Below are 17,623 nucleotides of genomic sequence, written 5' to 3'. Positions count from 1 at the left end.
CCACCCCCGCTGCCGTCATTGGCCGGCTTGCCGGGTTTGTCGTGGCGGGGCTTGTGAGCGGGTCTGCGAGCCAACTGAGTCCTTTCTTGCGTACGAGTCGGAAATCTAGGCCATGGGGAGCGGTGCGCAAGGCTGCTTGCGACAGGGCGGTGGAAAGTCACGAACTTGTCATCAGTCGCAGGCCGGCGCATCTTGCGCGGATTCACGCGACCACTGAAAGGATCACGCCATGCCTCTCGCCGCCAGGCTGTCCGCCGCAATTGCCCTTTGCGCGCTTGCCGGGTGCAATGCGCCCAAGGAGTCGGAAACCGAAGAACCGGCGGCGGAGGCGACCCCGGTGGGACCCGAGGCGACTGGCGCGCATGGCGATGCGGACAGCGCGGCGATCGAAGGCTGGATACGCGAGAACTACGCCGAGATGGGCCGCCTCATGTACCGTTCGGCGATGGTCGATCTCGACGGCGACGGCGGGGCCGAAGCGCTCGTTTATGTCGGCGGTCCGATGCTGTGCGGGACCGGCGGGTGCTCGCTGGTGGTGCTGGCGGAGGGCGAGGAGGGCTTCCGCAAGGTATCGGAGACCAGCGTCGTGCAAATGCCGTTCGGCGTCCTCGACAGCTCGACCGACGGCTGGCGCGACCTGTGGGTCACTACCTATGGCGGCGGCGCTCCGGAAGTCACGCGCAAGCTGGTCTGGACCGGCGAGGGTTATACCGCCAACGCATCGAGTGCCGAGGAAGCCACGGGGGGCGAGGTGCTGGTCGACGCCGCCGCGTTGATGCCGATCGATTAGGCGAGGGCCCCTTCGCGGAGCCTTGCGGCGAGCGAATTCTGCCCGGCTTCAAGCAGTTCGGCCTGCACCAGGTCGCCGATCAGCGCGTCGCCTTCGAACCACACCGATTGCAGCCAGGGCGACTTGCCGAGCCACTGGCCGGGCTTCTTGCCGCGGCGTTCGACGAGTACCTGGCAGGTCTTGCCGACGCTCGCCTCGTTGAAGGCCATCTGGTCGCGGCGCAGTGCGGCCTGGAGCCGCTGGAGGCGCTCGTCCATCACTTCCGGCGCGACTTGGCCGTCCATCGTCGCGGCAGGAGTGCCGGGTCGGGGTGAATACTTGAAGCTGAAGGCGGCGGCGTAGCGTACCTCGTCGACGATCTTCAGCGTGTCCTCGAACTCGGCCTCGGTTTCGCCGGGGAAGCCGACGATGAAATCGCCCGACAACGCAAGGTCGGGGCGCGCCGCGCGGAAGCGTTCGAGCAGCTTCAGATAGCTTTCCGCCGTGTGGCTGCGATTCATTGCCTTCAAGACGCGGTCGCTGCCGCTCTGTACCGGCAAATGGAGGTAGGGCATCAGCTTGGCGATGCTGCCGTGCGCCTCGATGATGTCCTCGTCCATGTCGGCCGGGTGGCTGGTGGTATAGCGGATCCGCGCGAGGTCGGGGTCCTTCGCCAGTTCGGCGACGAGCCCGGCGAGGCCGACGCGGTGACCGCGCTCGTTTTCGCCGCTCCAGGCCGAGACGTTCTGCCCGAGCAGCGTGATCTCCTTCGCGCCCGCCGCGACGAGGCGCTTTGCCTCCTCGACCAGCTCGACGAAGGGGCGGCTGATTTCGGCGCCGCGCGTGTAGGGCACGACGCAATAGGTGCAGAACTTGTCGCAGCCTTCTTGGATGGTGAGGAAGGCACTGGGCGCGCTCTTGCGGCGCTGCGGAAGCTCGGCGAACTTGGCGTTGGCGGGCATGTCGGTATCGGTCGCGCGCTCACCCTTCACCGCGCGGTCGAGCATAGCGGGCAGGCGGTGATAGGCCTGCGGGCCGACCACCATCGACACCGCCGGCGCGCGCGCCATGATTTCCTCGCCCTCGGCCTGCGCGACGCAGCCCGCGACCGCGATCAGCGGCTTCTTTCCAGCCTCTTCGCCCGCCTTGGCGATACGCCCGATGTCCGAATAGACCTTCTCTGCCGCCTTCTCGCGGATATGGCAGGTGTTGAGCACGACAAGGTCGGCATCTTCGCCCTCGGGCGCGGGCGTAATGCCCTTTTCGGCCAGCAATTCGGCCATCCGCTCGCCGTCATAGACGTTCATCTGGCAGCCGAAGCTCTTGACCCGGTAGGTCTTGGGAGGCGTGGTCTGTTTCATCGGAGGGGCGCCTTTAGGCGAAACCGGGGCCGCGTTCAACGCGGTCGCGCGTGAAACCAGTCGCGGTTTCGGTGCCAGGCAATGGCTGCAGCAACGACCGAGACCGCTATCACGGCAGCGAATGCGCCATATTGCGCGGGCATCGAGGTTGCGTTCGGATCGATCACGGTTTCGGCGGTGTTGAAGGATGCGTGGAGGACGATGCACCCGACCAGCCCGCCACCGCGCGCGTAGAGTAGGCGCGTGAGCAGGATCGAATTGGCCAATCCTCCGATCGCGAGCATGGCCACGAACAGCGGTCCGATCCCGAATTTGGGCAGGTGCCAGAAGAACCACGCGAGGGCGACGAGCAACGCGACGGCGATCGGCGCAAGGCGCGCGGCGAGGACCGGGACGAGGTGACCGCGCCAGCCGATCTCCTCGAGCAGCGCGACAACCAGCAACTGGAGGGTGAAGGCGAGCGCGATATCCGTGATCGAAGGCACGACCACGGTCGCGCCGCTCGCCTTCGCGCCGAGCAGTGCGGCCAAGCCGTAGCCGAAGGGCAGCAGCAGGAGCTTCCACGAGGGCAAACCGGTGTTCGGCGATAGACGCTCGCGGCGAAACAAGCGCGCAAACAGGATCGCGGCCAGGGTCGGGCCCGCCACACCGGCGGCGAGCAGCGAAATCGGCGGCGCCGTGGTGCCGGTGAAGCCCGCCGCCATGCCGACGAGCAACATTGCCGTGGCCGAGAACAGCAATGCGGTCAGCGAAAAGCCGGCGGCGTAGATTGCGGCGGCGCGAAGGTTGGGGACGGTTTTCATAGGTGCGCGCGCATTTGAAGGGGCGAAGCCAGTGCCAGGCTGCCTATTTCGGCGCGTTGTACCTGACCGGCACGACGTCGTGCCTGAACTCGCGCAGCGGCTCGCCGTGGGCGGTGGCCAGCGCGGCTTCGATTGCGGCGCGGGCGCGGGCGCCGATCGCCTTGCGACCGCGGAATTCCTCGGGGCTGAAGGGCTCGAGGAAATGCAGGTCGAGCGTGAAGGTGCCGGGGCGCGCAAGGATGCGCTTCGCGTTGTTGAGGCCGCTCTCGTTGCCGATCCAGCCGAGCCATTCGCCGTATGTGCCGTAGTCGAGCATCACCGGCTGGACCATCACGCCGGGCGGCGGCGGTTCGAGCACCGAGAGCATCGAGGTCTTGAACGGCAGCAGCGACTTGTTGTCGGTGGTCGTGCCCTCGGGGAAGACGGTGACCGACCAATTGTCCTCTAGGGCCTCGCGCAGCGCGTTGATCTGTTCGGCCACCCCCATGCGGTGTTCGCGCTGGACGAAGACGGTGCGGTTCAAGGTCGAGAGCCAGCCGACCACCGGCGTTTTCTCGAGTTCGGCCTTGGCGACGAAGGCGGTGCCGCTGTGCCCGGCGAGCGCGAGGATATCGATCCACGAGACATGGTTTGCGACGAAGAACACGTCGCGCTTGAGCGGGGTGCCGATCTTGCGCACCCGCGCCCCCGCGATCCACGCGGCCAATCCCAGGAACCACATCGGGAAGGGCGAGCCGTAGGCCGCGACGCGGTAGAGATAGTGGAGCGGCACGAACACCAGCAGCGCGAGCACCAGCGCCACGATCCGCACCGTGAACACGATCCAGCCGAGCGCCCCGATCGGCGTCGTTTCGCCGCGGGTCGCCGCCTCGCGGGTGTCCGGGTCCTCAGTCCTTGCGGGAGAGCCGGACGCCATACAGTTCCATCCGGTGGTCGACGAGGCGATAGCCGAGCTTTTCGGCAATGACTTTCTGGAGCGCTTCGAGTTCGGGGTCGACGAATTCGACGACCTTGCCGGTTTCGATATCGATCAGGTGGTCGTGGTGCGCCTCGGGCGTGGGCTCGTAGCGCGCGCGCCCGTCGCCGAAATCGTGCCGGTCGAGGATGCCGGCCTCTTCGAACAGGCGGACGGTGCGATAGACCGTCGCGATCGAGATCTTGGGATCGATCTTGCTGGCGCGCTCGTGCAGCATCTCGACATCGGGATGGTCCTCGCTGTCGGAAAGAACCTGCGCGATCACCTTGCGCTGCTCGGTGATCCGCAATCCGCGTTCGGCGCATAGCGCCTCGATGTCGATTTTCTGGTGCACAATATTCCGTATCGCAAAGAAAAGCCCTGCGGCGCAATAGCGCGGCAGGGCGAATCTTCAAATCGGTGGGGGCGATTGCCCCGATCAGGCCTTCTTCTTGCGCCCGCGCTTCTGGCCGGGCTTGCGGCCGAGGCCGATCTTCTTGGCGAGATCGCGGCGCTTCTCGGCATAGTCGGGCGCAACCAGCGGGTAATCGGCCGACAGGTTGTAGCGCGCCTTGTATTCTTCCGGAGTCAGGTCGTGATCGGTCGATAGGTGACGCTTGAGCATCTTCATCTTCTTGCCGCATTCGAGGCAGACGATGTGGTCCTTCTTGACCGACGAACGGATCGAAACGGCCGGTTCGGGGGCCGCTTCCTCTTTCTCGCCAAGGTCGCCGAGGCCGGCGAGGGCACCGTAGACATTGGTGATCAGGTTCGGGACATCGGCGACGTCGACGCTGTTGTTGCTGACATGCGCCGCGACGATTTCGGTCGTGAGCGTAATGAGCGTCTCGGTCATGTCGAGATCGATCTCTTCCATTGTGTTTCCTTGTTTTTCAATTGAGCCTTGAGGGGGTGGCCGGGGGGACGGCCAACGGTCGCGCGGTTAAGCCGTAATCCATGATATAGCAAGCAGACCAACAGGTCTATTTTGTTCGCTCTAGATGGTTAACGCGAAGGTTATTGCGTCCAATTTGTGTCCCGAACGCGTCCGATAGTATTCCTTTCGTCGGCCTATTGGGACAAAACCGATGCGGTCGTACAATCTAACCGCCGGATTTCCTTCGCGCATTTCGAGGAACAATCTTTCGCCTCCGCGCGCCCGCGCATCTGCTGCGAGCAGCGCCAACAGCCGGGCGCCGAGGCCGGCTTCGCGATGCGCCGGGTCGACCGCGATCAGCAGCAGTTCCTCTTCGCCGGGCGCGGCGCGCGACAATGCGAATCCCGCGACCCGGCCGCGACGATCGAGTCGCCGACCGTCGCGATCCACCGCGATCAGGTGACCGCTGGGCATGGCGAGCATGTCGGTGACCTGCTTGCGGGTCCAGGCTTCGTTGTATTCGGGATCGAATCCGCGCGACATCACCCGCATGACGCCATCGAGCACGGTTTCGTCGGCGAGGCTCGCCATCAGCGACGTTTTGCCCTGGCGGGCTTGGCATCGGGTGCGCGGCCATAGATCGCGGCGACGTCGGACGTCAGCGCCTCGGGATTCAGATGGGCGAAGCCGCGCGCATCGGGCCACAGCGCCATCGCCTTGCCCGAACCGCGCCGCTCGACCAGCGCTTCGGCCTCGCCTCCCGCGACGAGCCCGGCCGAAAGCGAGGCAGCGGCGTATTCGGGCTTGAGCGAGGCCGGCGCGAATTCCTCGCGGCCCTCGGCGTCGTATTGCGCGCAGAACCATTCGCCGTGGCCACCACGGGTGCACACCGCGACCGGCTGCGCACCGCGCTCGGCCCGCGCCATCGCCGCGATCATCGCATGGGTGGCATAGCCGACCAGCCCCGCGTCCCACGCCAGCGCGAGCGCCCGCGCGGCGGCGATCCCGACCCGCACCCCGGTGAAGCTGCCCGGGCCGCGCGACACCGCGATCCGGCCCGCGCGACCGCGCTCGGGCAGGTCGGCGATCATCGGGACCAGTCGTTCGGCATGGCCGCGGCCGAGCACGTGGTGTTCGTGCGCGATCAGTTCGCGCCCTTCGAACAGGGCGACGGAGCAGGCCTCGGTGGCGCTATCGATCACGAGCGTACGCATCGCTTCGGCCTAATCGGCGCGCGCGCCGGCTGCAATCATTCGAAGCGGTTGAATTTCTCGAACTCGGGACGCGGCGAACGATCGAAGATACTCTCGCGGTCGCCATAGCCGATGCCGCAGATGAAGTTCGAGCGGTGCTGGGGCGCATCGGCGAAGAACGCCTTGTCGACCTGGTCGTTGTCGAAGCCCGACATCGGGCCGCAATCGAGGCCCAGCGCGCGCGCGGCGATCATCAGATAGGCGCCCTGGAGCGAGGAATTGCGGAACGCGCCTTCCTTGCGGCCGTCCTCGTCGCCGTCGAACCAGCTCTTGGCATCGGTGTGCGGGAACAGCCACGGAAGTTCCTCGTGGAAATCGATGTCGTAGCCCACGATCGCGACGACGGGAGCGGTCAGGATCTTGTCCTTGTTCGAATCGATCGCGGTCTCGGCGAGCTTCTGTTTCGCCTCGTCGCTCCGGCACCACACGATCCGCGCCGGCTGCGAATTGGCCGAGGTCGGGGCCATCTTCATCAGGTCGTAGATGGCGCGGATCTGGTCCTCGCTCACGTCCTTGTCGAGCCAGCCATTATAGCTGCGCGCTTCGCGGAAGATGAGGTCGAGTGCGTCGTCGGAAAGGATGTCGGTCAAGGGTCTCGTGCTCCGTCTGGTGAGGGAAATCAGGCTGCGCGGACTTCAACCACTTCGGGCACGTAATGTTTCAGCAGCCCTTCGATGCCGTGCTTGAGCGTGGCGGTGGAGGAGGGGCAGCCCGAGCAGGCGCCCTGCATCTGGAGGAACACCACGCCTTCCTTGAACCCGCGATAACGGATGTCGCCACCATCCCCGGCAACCGCAGGGCGCACGCGCGTGTCGAGCAGTTCCTTGATCTGGGCGACGATATCGGCGTCGGCCGGATCGTCCTCGATCTCGATTCCGCCATCGTCCTCGGGCGGCACCGCGATGCCGTTGCCGCCGGTCGCGCCGGGTTTGAACAGCGGCGTCTTGGTGACGAAGTGATCGAGCAGCACCGCCACCACCTGCGGCTTCAAGTCGGCCCAGTGCACGCCGGGGGCCGCGGTGACCGACACGAAATCCTTGCCGAAGAACACGCCGCTGACGTCGCCCAGCGCGAACAGCATTTCGGCGAGCGGCGAGATCTCGGCATCCTCGGGCGAGGCGAAGTCGCGCGTGCCGTCGTCGCCCATCACCGGGCGACCGGGCATGAATTTGAGGGTCGCGGGATTGGGCGTTGTTTCGGTTTCGATGAACATGCACACGATGTAGCGACGCGATCCGCCCCTGCAAGGGGAGGGGGATATTCACTCGCGCTTCATGGGGTGCGACGATATGCCCCCAACATGACCTTTCTCCCGCGCGCATTTGCCGCCTTCGCCTTCCTCGCCTCGGCCGTCGCCGCGCCGCTCCACGCGCAGAACCACGATTCGACCCCGACCGTGCAGGTCCAGGCCGAACCCGAAAGCCTGCAGCGCGGCGAGGACAACTGGTTCTACGAAGGCTCCGACCTGGAACAGGAGCGCGCCTGGCTGTTCGGCGAGCTTCCCAACGGCCTGCGCTATGCGGTGCGCCGCAATTACGTGCCGCAGGGCCAGGTATCGGTTCGCGCGCTGGTCGATGCGGGCTCGATGTACGAGACCTACACCGAGCACGGCTACGCCCACCTGCTCGAACACCTGCTGTTCCGCGAGAGCAAGTATCTCGGCCCGAACGAGGCCTTTTCGCGCTGGCAGGCGATGGGCGCGCAGATCGGGATCGACGCCAATGCGACGACCAGCCCGACCCAGACAGTCTACCAGATCAACCTGCCCAGCGCCGCGCACGACGATGTCGACGAGACGTTGCGGCTGTTTTCCGGGATGCTCGCCGCACCGGTGCTGTCGGACGCGAACGTGCGTCGCGAACTGCCGATCGTCCAGGCCGAGAACCGCGACGGTGAAAGCGCACAGCGCCGGGTTGCCGAACGCCAGCGTGAAATTTTCTATCGCGGGCAGCGGCTCGGCGAGACGCAGCCGGGCGGCACGCCTGAAACGCTTGCGGGCGCCACGGGAGCGAGCGTTTCGGCTTTCCATCGCCGCTGGTACCGGCCCGACAACACCGTGCTGGTGGTGGTCGGCGATATCGATCCGGTGGCGGTCGCGCGGATGATCGAGGCGCATTACGCCGATTGGCGCGCCGAAGGCCCGGCGACCGAGGCACCCCGTTTCGGCGATCCGGAGGCACCCGGCGATGCGGTCGCATCGGACGGGATCCTGCCGCCGCTGGGCGAGGCCGCGACGATGGTCGAGCCCGATCTCGCACCCTCGCTCAACTGGGCGATCCTGCGGCCCTGGCGGCCGGTGCTCGACACGAAGGAATACAATCGCGGCCTGATGCGGAGCTTCATCGCGCAGGCGGTGATCAACCGCCGACTCGAGGCGCGCGCCCGCGCGGGGGCCTATCTCTATGCCTCGGTGCGGCAGGACGATGTGTACCGTTCGACCGATGCGACCTACATCTCGGTCGGTCCGCTCGAAAGCGATTGGGAGGGCGCGCTCGCCGAGGTGCGCGGGATCATCGCCGATGCCATCGCCACTCCGCCGACGCAGGAGGAAATCGACCGCGAGGTCAGCGAATACGAAGTCGGCTACCAGGACTATTTCGACAAGCGCAACCTGCAGCCCTCGGACGAGCTCGCCGACGATCTGGTCGGGGCGATCGATATCCGCGAGACGGTGACCTCGCCCGGCGCCGTGCTGCGCCTTTTCGCCAGTGCCAAGCCGTCCTTTACCCCGGAGGCGATCCATGCCGCGACGCGCGAACTGTTCGAAGGAACGGTCGGGCGCGCGCTGTTGGTCACGAACCGACCGGACACGGCGGACGATGCCGCGCTGGCGCTCGCGCTGACCCGAGAGGTCGCGGCCAATGGCGAGGCGCGCCTCGCCGCCGCCGATGTCGATATCGACAGCCTGCCCGCTGTCGGCGAACCCACCGAACCGGAAATCACGCAGACCGGGATCGAGGCGATCGAACGGCTCGACTGGGGCAATGGCGTTTCGGCGCTGATCTGGCCCAAGACCAACGAGCCGGGGCGGCTGACGGTCAAGGTCCGCTTCGGGGCTGGCCGCCGCGCGTTTTCGGCCGAGGACGTGCCCTATGCCGCGCTCGGCGAAATGGCGCTGGTCGCAGCGGGGCAGGCGGGGCTCGACAACGAGGCGCTCGACCGGCTGACCACCGGGCGCAAGATCGGCTACCAGTTCACGATCGAGGACGGGCGCTTCGTGCTCGAGGCCGAGACCCGCAATGAAGACCTCGCCGACCAGCTCTACCTGTTCGCCGCCAAATTCGCCTATCCGCAATGGGACGAGGGCCCGGTCCGTCGCGCGCGTGCGGCTGGCATCCAGGGATATCGCAGCTACGCAACCAGCGCGCTCGGCGTGTTCGAGCGCGATTTCGAACAATTGCTGCATGACGGCGATCCGCGCTTCCGCTCTCCCACGGGGGAAGATTTCGAAGGCACCACCCAGGCGCGTTTCGCCGAGCTGTGGGGGAAGATCCTCGCTTCCGGCCCGATCGAGGTTCAGGTCTTCGGCGATTTCCGGCGCGAGGCCGGGATCACGGCGCTCAACCGCACTTTCGGCGCGCTCGCCCCGCGTCCGGCGCTGCCCGTGGATACCGCCAGCGCCACCGTCCCCGTCACTGCGCCGACAGCGACGCCGATCACCGTCACCCATCGCGGGGCCGACGACCAGGCGATGGCGGTGATGGCGTGGAACACTGCGGGCGGGATTGCCGATTATCGCCAGGCGCGAAAGCTCGAGGCGGTCGCGACGATCTATTCGAGCCGCCTGCTCGATGCGCTGCGCGAGCGGATGGGCGCGAGCTACACCCCGCAAATGGTGTCGCAATGGCCGGTCAGCGTCGAGAACGGCGGGCGCATGCTCGCGATCGCGCAGGTGAAACCCGAGGACGTTTCTGCGATCTACGAGGAGATCGATCGCATCTCGGCCGACCTGGTCGCCAACGGACCGACCGAGGCCGAGCTGGCCAAGGCGCTCGAACCGATGAGGCGACTGCTGCGCCCAGGCCTGCTCGGCTCGGCCTTCTACATGTGGCAGCTCGAGGATGCGACGTTCGACCCCCGCCGCTTCGCGCAGATGGACACGGTGTTCGAGGACTTCTCGCAGGTGACCCGTGAGGACGTGCAGGACCTCGCGCGCCAATATCTCCGACCCGAGGATGCGATCCGGATCGCGATCGTGCCGGAGGACTGATCGACGAAACCGATCGAGGATTTTCTGGCATCCACCCGATGCGCTTACTATGTCGCGGGGGATGAAGCAGGATTGGTCTCCCGATAGCTGGCGCCGCTACGAGGCGCGGCAATTGCCCGAATATGCGGACGAGGCGGCCCTGCGCGCGACGACCGACGAGCTCGCCGAACGCCCGCCGCTGATCTTCGCGGGAGAAGCGCGCGCGCTGACCGAGGACCTCGCCGAAGTCGCGCGCGGCGAGGCTTTCCTGCTGCATGGCGGCGATTGCGCCGAGAGCTTCGCCGAGTTCCACCCCGACAATATTCGCGACACCTTCCGCGCGATCCTGCAGATGGCGGTGGTGCTGACCTTCGCCGGGCGGATGCCGGTGGTGAAGCTGGGCCGGATGGCGGGCCAGTTTGCAAAGCCGCGTTCGACCCCGACCGAGCGGCAGGGCGATGTCGAGCTGCCCTCCTATCGCGGCGACAGCATCAACGGGATCGATTTCGACGCCGCCGCGCGCGAACCCGATCCCAGGCGCATGGTGCAGGCCTATTCGCAGGCCGCCTCGACGCTCAATCTGCTGCGCGCGTTTGCCGGCGGTGGTTATGCCAATCTGCGCCAGGTCCACCAGTGGACGCTTGATCATATCGCGAGCTCGCCCTGGGCGCAGCGCTTCACCGAAACCGCCGACCGGATCGGCGAGGCGCTCGATTTCATGGAAGCTTGCGGGGTTGATCCCGCCACGGTCCCGCAGTTGCAGGGCACGACCTTCTACACCAGCCACGAGGCGCTGCTGCTCCCATTCGAGCAAGCGCTGGCGCGCAAGGACCCGCTGACCGGAGACTGGTACGGCTCCTCGGCGCACCTGTTGTGGGTCGGCGACCGCACGCGCTTCGATGGCAGCGCACATGTCGAATTCCTGCGCGGGATCGCCAACCCGGTCGGCATCAAGTGCGGCCCCTCGCTCGATCCCGAGCTCTTGCTGCGCCTGCTCGACACGCTCAACCCGGCGCGCGAGGAGGGGCGGATCACGCTGATCTCGCGCTTCGGGCACGAGGCCATCCACGACGGCCTGCCGCCGCTGCTGCGCGCGGTGGAGCGCGAAGGACACCCGGTGGTGTGGAGCTGCGACCCGATGCACGGCAATGTCGTCAAGACCGCGGGGGGGCTCAAGACCCGTCCGTTCGAACGGATTCTCGCCGAGGTGCGCGGTTTCTTCGCCGCCCACCGTGCCGAGGGTACCCATCCGGGCGGGATCCATGTCGAGATGACCGGGCAGGATGTGACCGAATGCGTCGGCGGTGCGGTGGCGATCACCGACGACCGGCTGGGCGATCGCTACCACACCCATTGCGACCCGCGCCTCAATGCCGCGCAATCGCTCGAACTCGCCTTCATGCTGGCGGACACGCTGCGGGACCAAGCGGCCTTCGGCCCCGACGCGAAATCGAACGCCGCCTGAGCGATCCGGTCCTCGATCAGATCGGCAAATTTTTCCCATCTGAAATTGCCGGGAAAATAATCGCCGCCCGAGGGTTTCAATGAGTGAACGGTCGCTTATGCTGGGTCGACCGGAGCCCGAGGGAGAGTTTCGCTGGCCGAGGCAGCATTACCGCTAAGTGCACCTGATTGGTGCGCCGAGAAGCGAGCCGAGCATTTTCGCGACGTGCGTTCGTTGACCGAAGCGCTCGCTGCGCCGCTGGGCGATGCCGATGCGACGATCCAGTCGATGGAGGATGCCTCCCCCGCCAAGTGGCACCTCGCGCACACGACCTGGTTCTTCGAGACCTTCCTGCTGAGTGAACACGTCGATGGCTACGAGCCCTACGACCCCGACTGGGCTTTCCTGTTCAATTCCTATTACGAGAGCCACGGGGAGCGGAACGCACGCTTCAATCGCGGAATGATCTCGCGCCCCTCGCTCGACGAGGTCCTCGCCTATCGCGCGCATGTGAACGCGGCGATGGAGCCGCTGCTTGCCGACGATGAGCTGGCACCACTGGTGGTGCTCGGTTGCGCGCACGAACAGCAGCATCAGGAATTGCTGCTCACCGACATCAAGCACGCTTTGTTCCAGAACCCGCTCGGCCCGGCGATGTTCGACGCGGCACGGGATCCGGCCGCGAAACGATGCGAACCCGAATGGCTCTCCTACCCCGGCGGAATCGCGAAGATCGGCCACCAGTCCGATGGCTTCGCCTATGATTGCGAAGGTCCGTCGCATCGTGCGCTGCTCGAACCCTTCGCTATGCGTTCGACGCTGGTGACCAATCGCGAATGGGCCGAGTTCGTCGCCGATGGCGGATATGACGACGCGCTGCTGTGGCTGTCCGACGGCTGGGCCTGGGTGCAGGAGAACGACGTGCAGGCGCCGCTCTACTGGCGTGATGGAGAGCAGTTCACCCATGCCGGCTGGCGCGCGCGCGACCCGGATGCTCCGGTCACCCACATCTCCTATTTCGAGGCCGATGCCTTCGCGACATGGGCGGGCCGGCGCCTGCCGACCGAGTTCGAGTGGGAAGCGATCGCGCGCGGGCAGGATTGCCCCGAGTGCGACGCCGCCTTCGACAGCGCGGCGGGCAACCAGCTCGATGCCGGGCGGGTCGGCGCCACCCCGGTCATGCCACGCGGCGGGACCGAGCTGTTCGGCGACTGCTGGCAATGGACCCGCTCGGCCTATCTCCCGTTCCCGCGCTTCCGGCCCGCCGAAGGCGCGGTAGGCGAATACAATGGCAAGTTCATGAGCGGGCAGTTCGTGCTCAAGGGCGCGAGTTGCGCCACCGCGCGCGGCCATTCGCGCGCTTCCTACCGCAACTTTTTCTATCCGCACCAGCGATGGCAGTTCACCGGCCTGAGGCTGGCAAAGGATATCTGACTTATGGCCGCAGAAGAGGGCATCGCGCTCGTCGACAAGGACGAGCAAGGGGTCGATCGCGCCTTCCGCGAGGAGGTGCTGACGGGCCTGTCCTACGACCAGAAGGCGGTCCCCGCCCGCTGGCTCTACGACGATGACGGCTCGCAACTGTTCGAGGACATCACCCAGGTCGAGGAATACTACCCGACCCGCGCCGAGACCGAGATCCTGACCGACCGCGGGGCCGATTTCGCCAATGCGATCGGGCCGGGCAGGGCGGTGGTCGAATTCGGGTCGGGCAGTTCGGTCAAGACCCCGCTGCTGCTGCGGGCGATCGATCCGGCGGCCTATGTCCCGCTCGACATCGCGGGCGATTTCCTGCGCGCCGCGGCAGCCGACCTGGCGCAGCAATTTCCCGGTCTGGCGGTCCATCCGGTCGAGGCGGATTTCACCAAGGAAGTGGCGCTTCCGCCCGAGACAGCCGACATGCCCAAGCTCGGTTTCTTCACCGGGTCGACGATCGGCAACATGGTGCCGCGCACCGGGGTCGACCTGCTCCGCTCGATGCGCGCCACGCTGGGTGCGAAATCGATGTTGCTGATCGGGATGGACCTCGTGAAGGACCGCAAGGTGCTCGAGGCCGCCTACGACGACGCCAGGGGCGTGACAGCCGCCTTCAACCTCAACCTCGCGCATCGCATCAACCGCGAATTGGACGGTACGATCCCGGTCGACGCGCTGCGCCACGAAGCGCGCTGGCACGACGATTATGCCCGGATCGAGATGCACCTCGTCGCGACGCGCGACATCACCTTCGAGGTGGCGGGCCGCAAATTCGCGATGGCCGAGGGCGAGAGCATCCACACCGAGAACAGCCACAAGTTCAGCCGTCGCAGCGCCTTCATGCTGCTGCGCGCGGGCGGCTGGACGCCCTTGCAGCGCTGGCTCGACCGGCAGGAGCGCTACAGCCTGATCCTGTGCCGCGCGGCGGAAGAACGCATCGCGCCGTAACTTTCCCGGGTTCAGGTGTGCTCAGCCTCATTCCATTCAGCTTTCCTGTCCGTCTTCTGAACGACCGTTCCACTTTCGGTTCACCGATGGGGGCGCACGGTTCACCTGTTCCCCAACGGAACCCCGCCCTTTCCCGGGCCGCCGGGAGGGCGGCGCAACACGGGAAGAGGAGAGAAGCATGTCCTATGCGAATACCCATAAGGGGCCGGACCCCAGGGCAATGGCTGCCGCGACCGCGATCCAGGTCGGGATCGCAGCGCTGGTGATCACCGGGCTGTCGAGCGGGTACGTTCCGTTCGTCGAAACGCCCAAGCCCAATCCGACCGCCGTCATCTACGACCCGGTCGAGCCGCCTCCCCCGCCCACACCAACCGCGTCGCCGGAGGTGAGTAAGACCGGCGAGACGGTGGTTTTCACACCGAAACCCCGCACTGAACTGCCGACCACGGCGACCGGTGTCCCCACGACCGACGTGCCCCCTTTGCCCACTGACTGGTTCGAGATTCCCGGCCCCACCGCGAGCGGCACGCCGGGCCCGGCGGTGACGCCCAGGCCCAGCCCGACCGTCGCCTACACGCCAACCGGGCCGGTGCCGTCGAGCCCGCCCGCGAGCTGGTTCAGCACCGCCGACTACCCGTCGGTCTCCGCGCGGCGCGGGGAAGAGGGCACGGTCGGCTACCGGCTCGAGATCGGCGCAAATGGCAGGATCGAGAGCTGCACGGTGACGCGTTCGAGCGGCCATAGCGCGCTCGACCGCGCGACCTGCCGCCTGCTGCCGCGGCGCGGCGCGTTCTCTCCCGCGCGCGACGACACCGGCGCCAGGGTCAAGGGGACGTTCTCGGCCGAGATCGTCTGGCGCTTGCCCTGACCGAGACCGGCGGCCGGTCGCGTGCCGGCCGCCGACATCCCATCGGATGTTGCCGCTATGCAACATAGGTGGACGCAAGCACAGCTCTTGTCTGTTAGAATCTTGCGCGGTCACGTCAAATTGTGAAAGTATCAACCCGTCTGTTCGCGGAATGGGGAATTTCGCGACGATTTGAAAGGACGGGACTGATGAGAACTTTCGCAACGAGATCGACCCATGCCATCGGCTATCGCGCGGCCTTGCTGGTCGGCGCCGCCACGCTGCTCGCCGCTTCGCCGGCAATGGCGCAGGATACCGGGGAGAGCGACCAGGAAGACGCCGCGACCCAGCCGACCGACGAGGTCCCGCCGCAGAACCGCATCGTCGTGACCGCGACCAAGCGCGACCAGACGATCCAGGACGTCCCGTTCTCGATCAACGCGCAAACCGCCGAGGACATCCGGAAAACCGGTTCGGCGAACATCGAAGACATCTCGCGCAACGTCGCAGGGCTCACGGTCCAGAACCTCGGCCCGGGCCAGAGCCAGGTCGCGGTGCGCGGCGTGTCGGCGGGGCAGGTCGTCCGCGACCAGCCGGGCGTGAAGGAACAGGTCGGCGTCTATCTCGACGAATCGGTCATCTCGCTGTCGCTTTTCACCCCCGATCTCGACCTGTTCGACCTGCAGCGCGTCGAGACGCTGCGCGGACCGCAGGGCACGCTGTTCGGATCGGGCTCGGTCGGCGGGACGATCCGCTACATCACCGCGCAGCCCGAACTCGGCGTGACCGAAAGCGTCATCGAGGCGGGCGTCACCGCGATCGACGGCGGCGATGCGGGCTGGAGCATCAAGGGCGCGACCAATGCGCCGCTCGGCGATATCGGCGCGATCCGCATCGTCGGCTACCACACGAGCTACGCCGGCTTCATCGATGCGATCGGTCCGGCCGGGGGGCAGGACATCAACGACGGCACGCGTGCGGGCGGCCGGATCGCGATGCGGCTCGAACCGGCGCCCGGTTTCAGCATCACGCCGCGCTTCGTCTATCAGCGGATCGACGTGAACGGGTTCAACCGGCAGGACGTGTTCAACCTCTATGCCAACGAGTTCACCACCCCGCCGACGGTCTACGACGACCGCCAGCAGTACCTGCTGCTGCGCGAGGCGTTCGAGGACGAGACCTTCCTCGCCGATCTGGTGGTCGAAATCCCGCTCGGCGACTCCGTTGGCCTGACCTCGGTGACCTCCTATACCGATCGCGACATCCTCGTCAGCCGCGATGCCAGCGCGCTGACCGGATCGGTTTCGGTCGACCTCGGCTATCCCGTCGCAGCGGTGAACCTGCCATCGAACCTGCGCGACACGACCGAGTTGCAGAGCTTCACGCAGGAAGTGCGCGCGTCCTCGACCGGCGAGGGACCGTTCCAGTGGGTGTTCGGCGCATTCTATTCGCAGGTGGATCGCACCTATGCCCAGCGCCTGCCGACTCCGGGCTATGCCGCCGCCACCGATGCCACGCTGGGCGCGGGAACCTCTGCGGCGGTCGCCAACGGCTTCCCCAACCTCGATTCTCCCTACAATGCCGACCTGCCCTACGACATCCAGCAGGTCGCAGTGTTCGGCGAGGGAACCTACGAACTGACCGAGCGCCTGTCGGTTACCGCGGGCGCGCGGTACTACGATTTCGAGGAATCGCGCCAGTTTCTCTCGGGCGGCCTGTTCGCCAATGGCGACAACAATTTCGACACCACCGAATCCGACGGGATCAGCCCGCGGGTGATCCTCGCCTACGACGTGTCGGACAACTTCACCCTCAACGCGCAGGCGGCGAAAGGCTTCCGGCTCGGCGGTGTCAACGATCCGCTCAACGTGACGCTCTGCTCGGCACAGGACGAGGCGCTGTTCGGCAGCTTCCAGTCGTATGAAGACGAGACGCTCTGGAACTACGAGGTCGGTGGCAAGGCGTTCGGCGATTCGTTCAGCTTCAGCGCCGCGGCGTTCTACAACGACATCAACAACCTCCAAGTCACGCTCGACGCCGGCAGCTGCTCCTCGCGCATCGTCTTCAACGTCGAGGACGCCTATTCGGCCGGGGTCGAGATGGAACTCGAGTTCGCACCGGCCGAAGGCTACGACGTGAGCCTGGCGATGAGCTATATCGACGCGCAGTTCGATACCACGCTGCCCGGCGCGCTCACCGCCGCGACCGGGATCCGCGACGGCAACCGGCTGCCCTCGGTGCCCGAATTCCAGATGTCGGCGGCGGCCAGCTACGAGTGGGATTTCTCCGACAATGCGACCGGCTTCTTCGGGGGCTCGTTCCAATATGTCGGCTCACGCTTCACCCAGCCGGCGGACCAGGAGAACAACCCGCGGACCTTCGTCTCGAACCTGCCCTTCGCGGGAGCGCCGGGAACCGACAGCACGACGCTCGATCTCGAATTGCCGGCCTATTCGCTGCTCAATTTCAGCGCCGGGGTCGATTTCGACAGCGGGCTGTCGGTGATCGTCTATGCCAACAACGTGCTCGACGAGAACCCGCTGCTGTCCTTCGACCGCGAACGCGGGGGCCGCGCGCGCCTCGGCTTCCAGGTCGGCCAGCCGCGGACCTTCGGGATGACCGTGCGCAAATCGTTCTGATTGCTTCAAGTCGAGAATTCGGGGCATCGCCGCGCGGCGGTGCCCCTTTTTCATGCCGACCT

General features: G+C 66.4%; 16 protein-coding genes. 7 read left to right on the top strand and 9 right to left on the bottom strand.

Annotated features, from left to right (window positions below):
* Positions 1 to 229: 229 nt before the first annotated feature.
* Positions 230 to 790 carry a COG3650 family protein gene (locus T8S45_RS07575; RefSeq protein WP_322293299.1) on the top strand — a complete coding sequence of 187 codons (561 nt, stop codon included), beginning with the start codon at positions 230 to 232 and terminating at the stop codon, positions 788 to 790.
* Here T8S45_RS07575 and miaB read toward each other — a convergent pair.
* The 9 genes from miaB to T8S45_RS07530 form a co-directional block, all read right to left on the bottom strand.
* Positions 787 to 2,130, bottom strand: coding sequence for a tRNA (N6-isopentenyl adenosine(37)-C2)-methylthiotransferase MiaB (gene miaB / locus T8S45_RS07570; protein WP_322293298.1), 1,344 nt, complete (start codon positions 2,128 to 2,130; stop codon positions 787 to 789). The two genes, T8S45_RS07575 and miaB, sit on opposite strands and share 4 nt — an antisense overlap.
* A gap of 35 nt (positions 2,131 to 2,165) precedes the next feature.
* Entirely contained in the window at positions 2,166 to 2,933 is a 768-nt protein-coding gene (locus T8S45_RS07565) for a CPBP family intramembrane glutamic endopeptidase (protein WP_188642306.1), read from the bottom strand.
* A 43-nt stretch (positions 2,934 to 2,976) separates the two neighbouring features.
* Entirely contained in the window at positions 2,977 to 3,849 is an 873-nt protein-coding gene (locus tag T8S45_RS07560; RefSeq protein WP_322293297.1) for a lysophospholipid acyltransferase family protein, read from the bottom strand.
* On the bottom strand, positions 3,821 to 4,243 hold the full coding sequence (locus tag T8S45_RS07555) for a Fur family transcriptional regulator (RefSeq protein WP_188642304.1): 423 nt from the start codon (positions 4,241 to 4,243) through the stop codon (positions 3,821 to 3,823). The genes T8S45_RS07560 and T8S45_RS07555 overlap by 29 nt, the downstream gene beginning before the upstream one ends.
* An 84-nt stretch (positions 4,244 to 4,327) precedes the next feature.
* The gene (locus T8S45_RS07550; RefSeq protein WP_188642303.1) at positions 4,328 to 4,765 is read right to left on the bottom strand and encodes a Ros/MucR family transcriptional regulator; all 438 of its coding nucleotides are present in this window, start codon (positions 4,763 to 4,765) and stop codon (positions 4,328 to 4,330) included.
* Between the two features lie 120 nt (positions 4,766 to 4,885).
* Positions 4,886 to 5,356 (bottom strand): GNAT family N-acetyltransferase, encoded by a 471-nt coding sequence (locus tag T8S45_RS07545; RefSeq protein WP_322293296.1) that lies wholly within the window; start codon positions 5,354 to 5,356, stop codon positions 4,886 to 4,888.
* Positions 5,356 to 5,979 (bottom strand): tRNA (adenosine(37)-N6)-threonylcarbamoyltransferase complex dimerization subunit type 1 TsaB, encoded by a 624-nt coding sequence (gene tsaB, locus T8S45_RS07540; RefSeq protein ID WP_322293295.1) that lies wholly within the window; start codon positions 5,977 to 5,979, stop codon positions 5,356 to 5,358. Before tsaB ends, T8S45_RS07545 begins: the two co-directional genes overlap by 1 nt.
* 35 nt (positions 5,980 to 6,014) lie before the next feature.
* On the bottom strand, positions 6,015 to 6,608 hold the full coding sequence (locus T8S45_RS07535; protein WP_322293294.1) for a malonic semialdehyde reductase: 594 nt from the start codon (positions 6,606 to 6,608) through the stop codon (positions 6,015 to 6,017).
* 29 nt (positions 6,609 to 6,637) lie between these two features.
* The gene (locus T8S45_RS07530) at positions 6,638 to 7,231 is read right to left on the bottom strand and encodes a NifU family protein (RefSeq protein ID WP_322293293.1); all 594 of its coding nucleotides are present in this window, start codon (positions 7,229 to 7,231) and stop codon (positions 6,638 to 6,640) included.
* A gap of 87 nt (positions 7,232 to 7,318) precedes the next feature.
* On the opposite strand from T8S45_RS07530, the gene T8S45_RS07525 reads away from it, so the two are divergent.
* From T8S45_RS07525 to T8S45_RS07500, 6 genes are all read left to right on the top strand, one after another.
* Positions 7,319 to 10,228, top strand: coding sequence for a M16 family metallopeptidase (locus T8S45_RS07525; RefSeq protein ID WP_322293292.1), 2,910 nt, complete (start codon positions 7,319 to 7,321; stop codon positions 10,226 to 10,228).
* Between the two features lie 61 nt (positions 10,229 to 10,289).
* Positions 10,290 to 11,672, top strand: coding sequence for a class II 3-deoxy-7-phosphoheptulonate synthase (locus T8S45_RS07520; RefSeq protein ID WP_188642298.1), 1,383 nt, complete (start codon positions 10,290 to 10,292; stop codon positions 11,670 to 11,672).
* A gap of 132 nt (positions 11,673 to 11,804) precedes the next feature.
* The gene (gene egtB, locus T8S45_RS07515) at positions 11,805 to 13,085 is read left to right on the top strand and encodes an ergothioneine biosynthesis protein EgtB (protein WP_322295201.1); all 1,281 of its coding nucleotides are present in this window, start codon (positions 11,805 to 11,807) and stop codon (positions 13,083 to 13,085) included.
* Between the two features lie 3 nt (positions 13,086 to 13,088).
* A complete protein-coding gene (egtD, locus tag T8S45_RS07510; protein ID WP_322293291.1) occupies positions 13,089 to 14,075 on the top strand; it encodes an L-histidine N(alpha)-methyltransferase in 987 nt (328 codons plus the stop codon).
* A gap of 178 nt (positions 14,076 to 14,253) precedes the next feature.
* The gene (locus T8S45_RS07505) at positions 14,254 to 14,943 is read left to right on the top strand and encodes an energy transducer TonB (RefSeq protein ID WP_322293290.1); all 690 of its coding nucleotides are present in this window, start codon (positions 14,254 to 14,256) and stop codon (positions 14,941 to 14,943) included.
* A gap of 188 nt (positions 14,944 to 15,131) precedes the next feature.
* Positions 15,132 to 17,561: a TonB-dependent receptor gene (locus T8S45_RS07500; RefSeq protein WP_322293289.1), complete on the top strand. Its 2,430-nt coding sequence runs from the start codon at positions 15,132 to 15,134 to the stop codon at positions 17,559 to 17,561.
* Positions 17,562 to 17,623: the final 62 nt, after the last annotated feature.

Origin of the sequence: Pseudoblastomonas marina (genome assembly GCF_034374265.1) — a bacterium.
Taxonomy (GTDB): Bacteria; Pseudomonadota; Alphaproteobacteria; order Sphingomonadales; family Sphingomonadaceae; genus Alteriqipengyuania_A; species Alteriqipengyuania_A marina.
Note: the sequence above shows the minus strand (reverse complement) of the source record. Positions and strands in the feature narration are given on the sequence as shown.

What these genes read in the sequence shown, in the direction of transcription:
- T8S45_RS07520 (WP_188642298.1), top strand. Translation starts at nt 10,290, where the DNA reads ATGAAGCAGGATTGGTCTCCCGATAGCTGGCGCCGCTACGAGGCGCGG.
- T8S45_RS07505 (WP_322293290.1), top strand. Translation starts at nt 14,254, where the DNA reads ATGTCCTATGCGAATACCCATAAGGGGCCGGACCCCAGGGCAATGGCT.
- tsaB (WP_322293295.1), bottom strand. Translation starts at nt 5,979, where the DNA reads ATGCGTACGCTCGTGATCGATAGCGCCACCGAGGCCTGCTCCGTCGCC.
- T8S45_RS07530 (WP_322293293.1), bottom strand. Translation starts at nt 7,231, where the DNA reads ATGTTCATCGAAACCGAAACAACGCCCAATCCCGCGACCCTCAAATTC.
- T8S45_RS07560 (WP_322293297.1), bottom strand. Translation starts at nt 3,849, where the DNA reads ATGGCGTCCGGCTCTCCCGCAAGGACTGAGGACCCGGACACCCGCGAG.
- T8S45_RS07500 (WP_322293289.1), top strand. Translation starts at nt 15,132, where the DNA reads ATGAGAACTTTCGCAACGAGATCGACCCATGCCATCGGCTATCGCGCG.
- miaB (WP_322293298.1), bottom strand. Translation starts at nt 2,130, where the DNA reads ATGAAACAGACCACGCCTCCCAAGACCTACCGGGTCAAGAGCTTCGGC.
- T8S45_RS07525 (WP_322293292.1), top strand. Translation starts at nt 7,319, where the DNA reads ATGACCTTTCTCCCGCGCGCATTTGCCGCCTTCGCCTTCCTCGCCTCG.
- T8S45_RS07565 (WP_188642306.1), bottom strand. Translation starts at nt 2,933, where the DNA reads ATGAAAACCGTCCCCAACCTTCGCGCCGCCGCAATCTACGCCGCCGGC.
- egtD (WP_322293291.1), top strand. Translation starts at nt 13,089, where the DNA reads ATGGCCGCAGAAGAGGGCATCGCGCTCGTCGACAAGGACGAGCAAGGG.
- T8S45_RS07575 (WP_322293299.1), top strand. Translation starts at nt 230, where the DNA reads ATGCCTCTCGCCGCCAGGCTGTCCGCCGCAATTGCCCTTTGCGCGCTT.
- T8S45_RS07550 (WP_188642303.1), bottom strand. Translation starts at nt 4,765, where the DNA reads ATGGAAGAGATCGATCTCGACATGACCGAGACGCTCATTACGCTCACG.
- T8S45_RS07545 (WP_322293296.1), bottom strand. Translation starts at nt 5,356, where the DNA reads ATGGCGAGCCTCGCCGACGAAACCGTGCTCGATGGCGTCATGCGGGTG.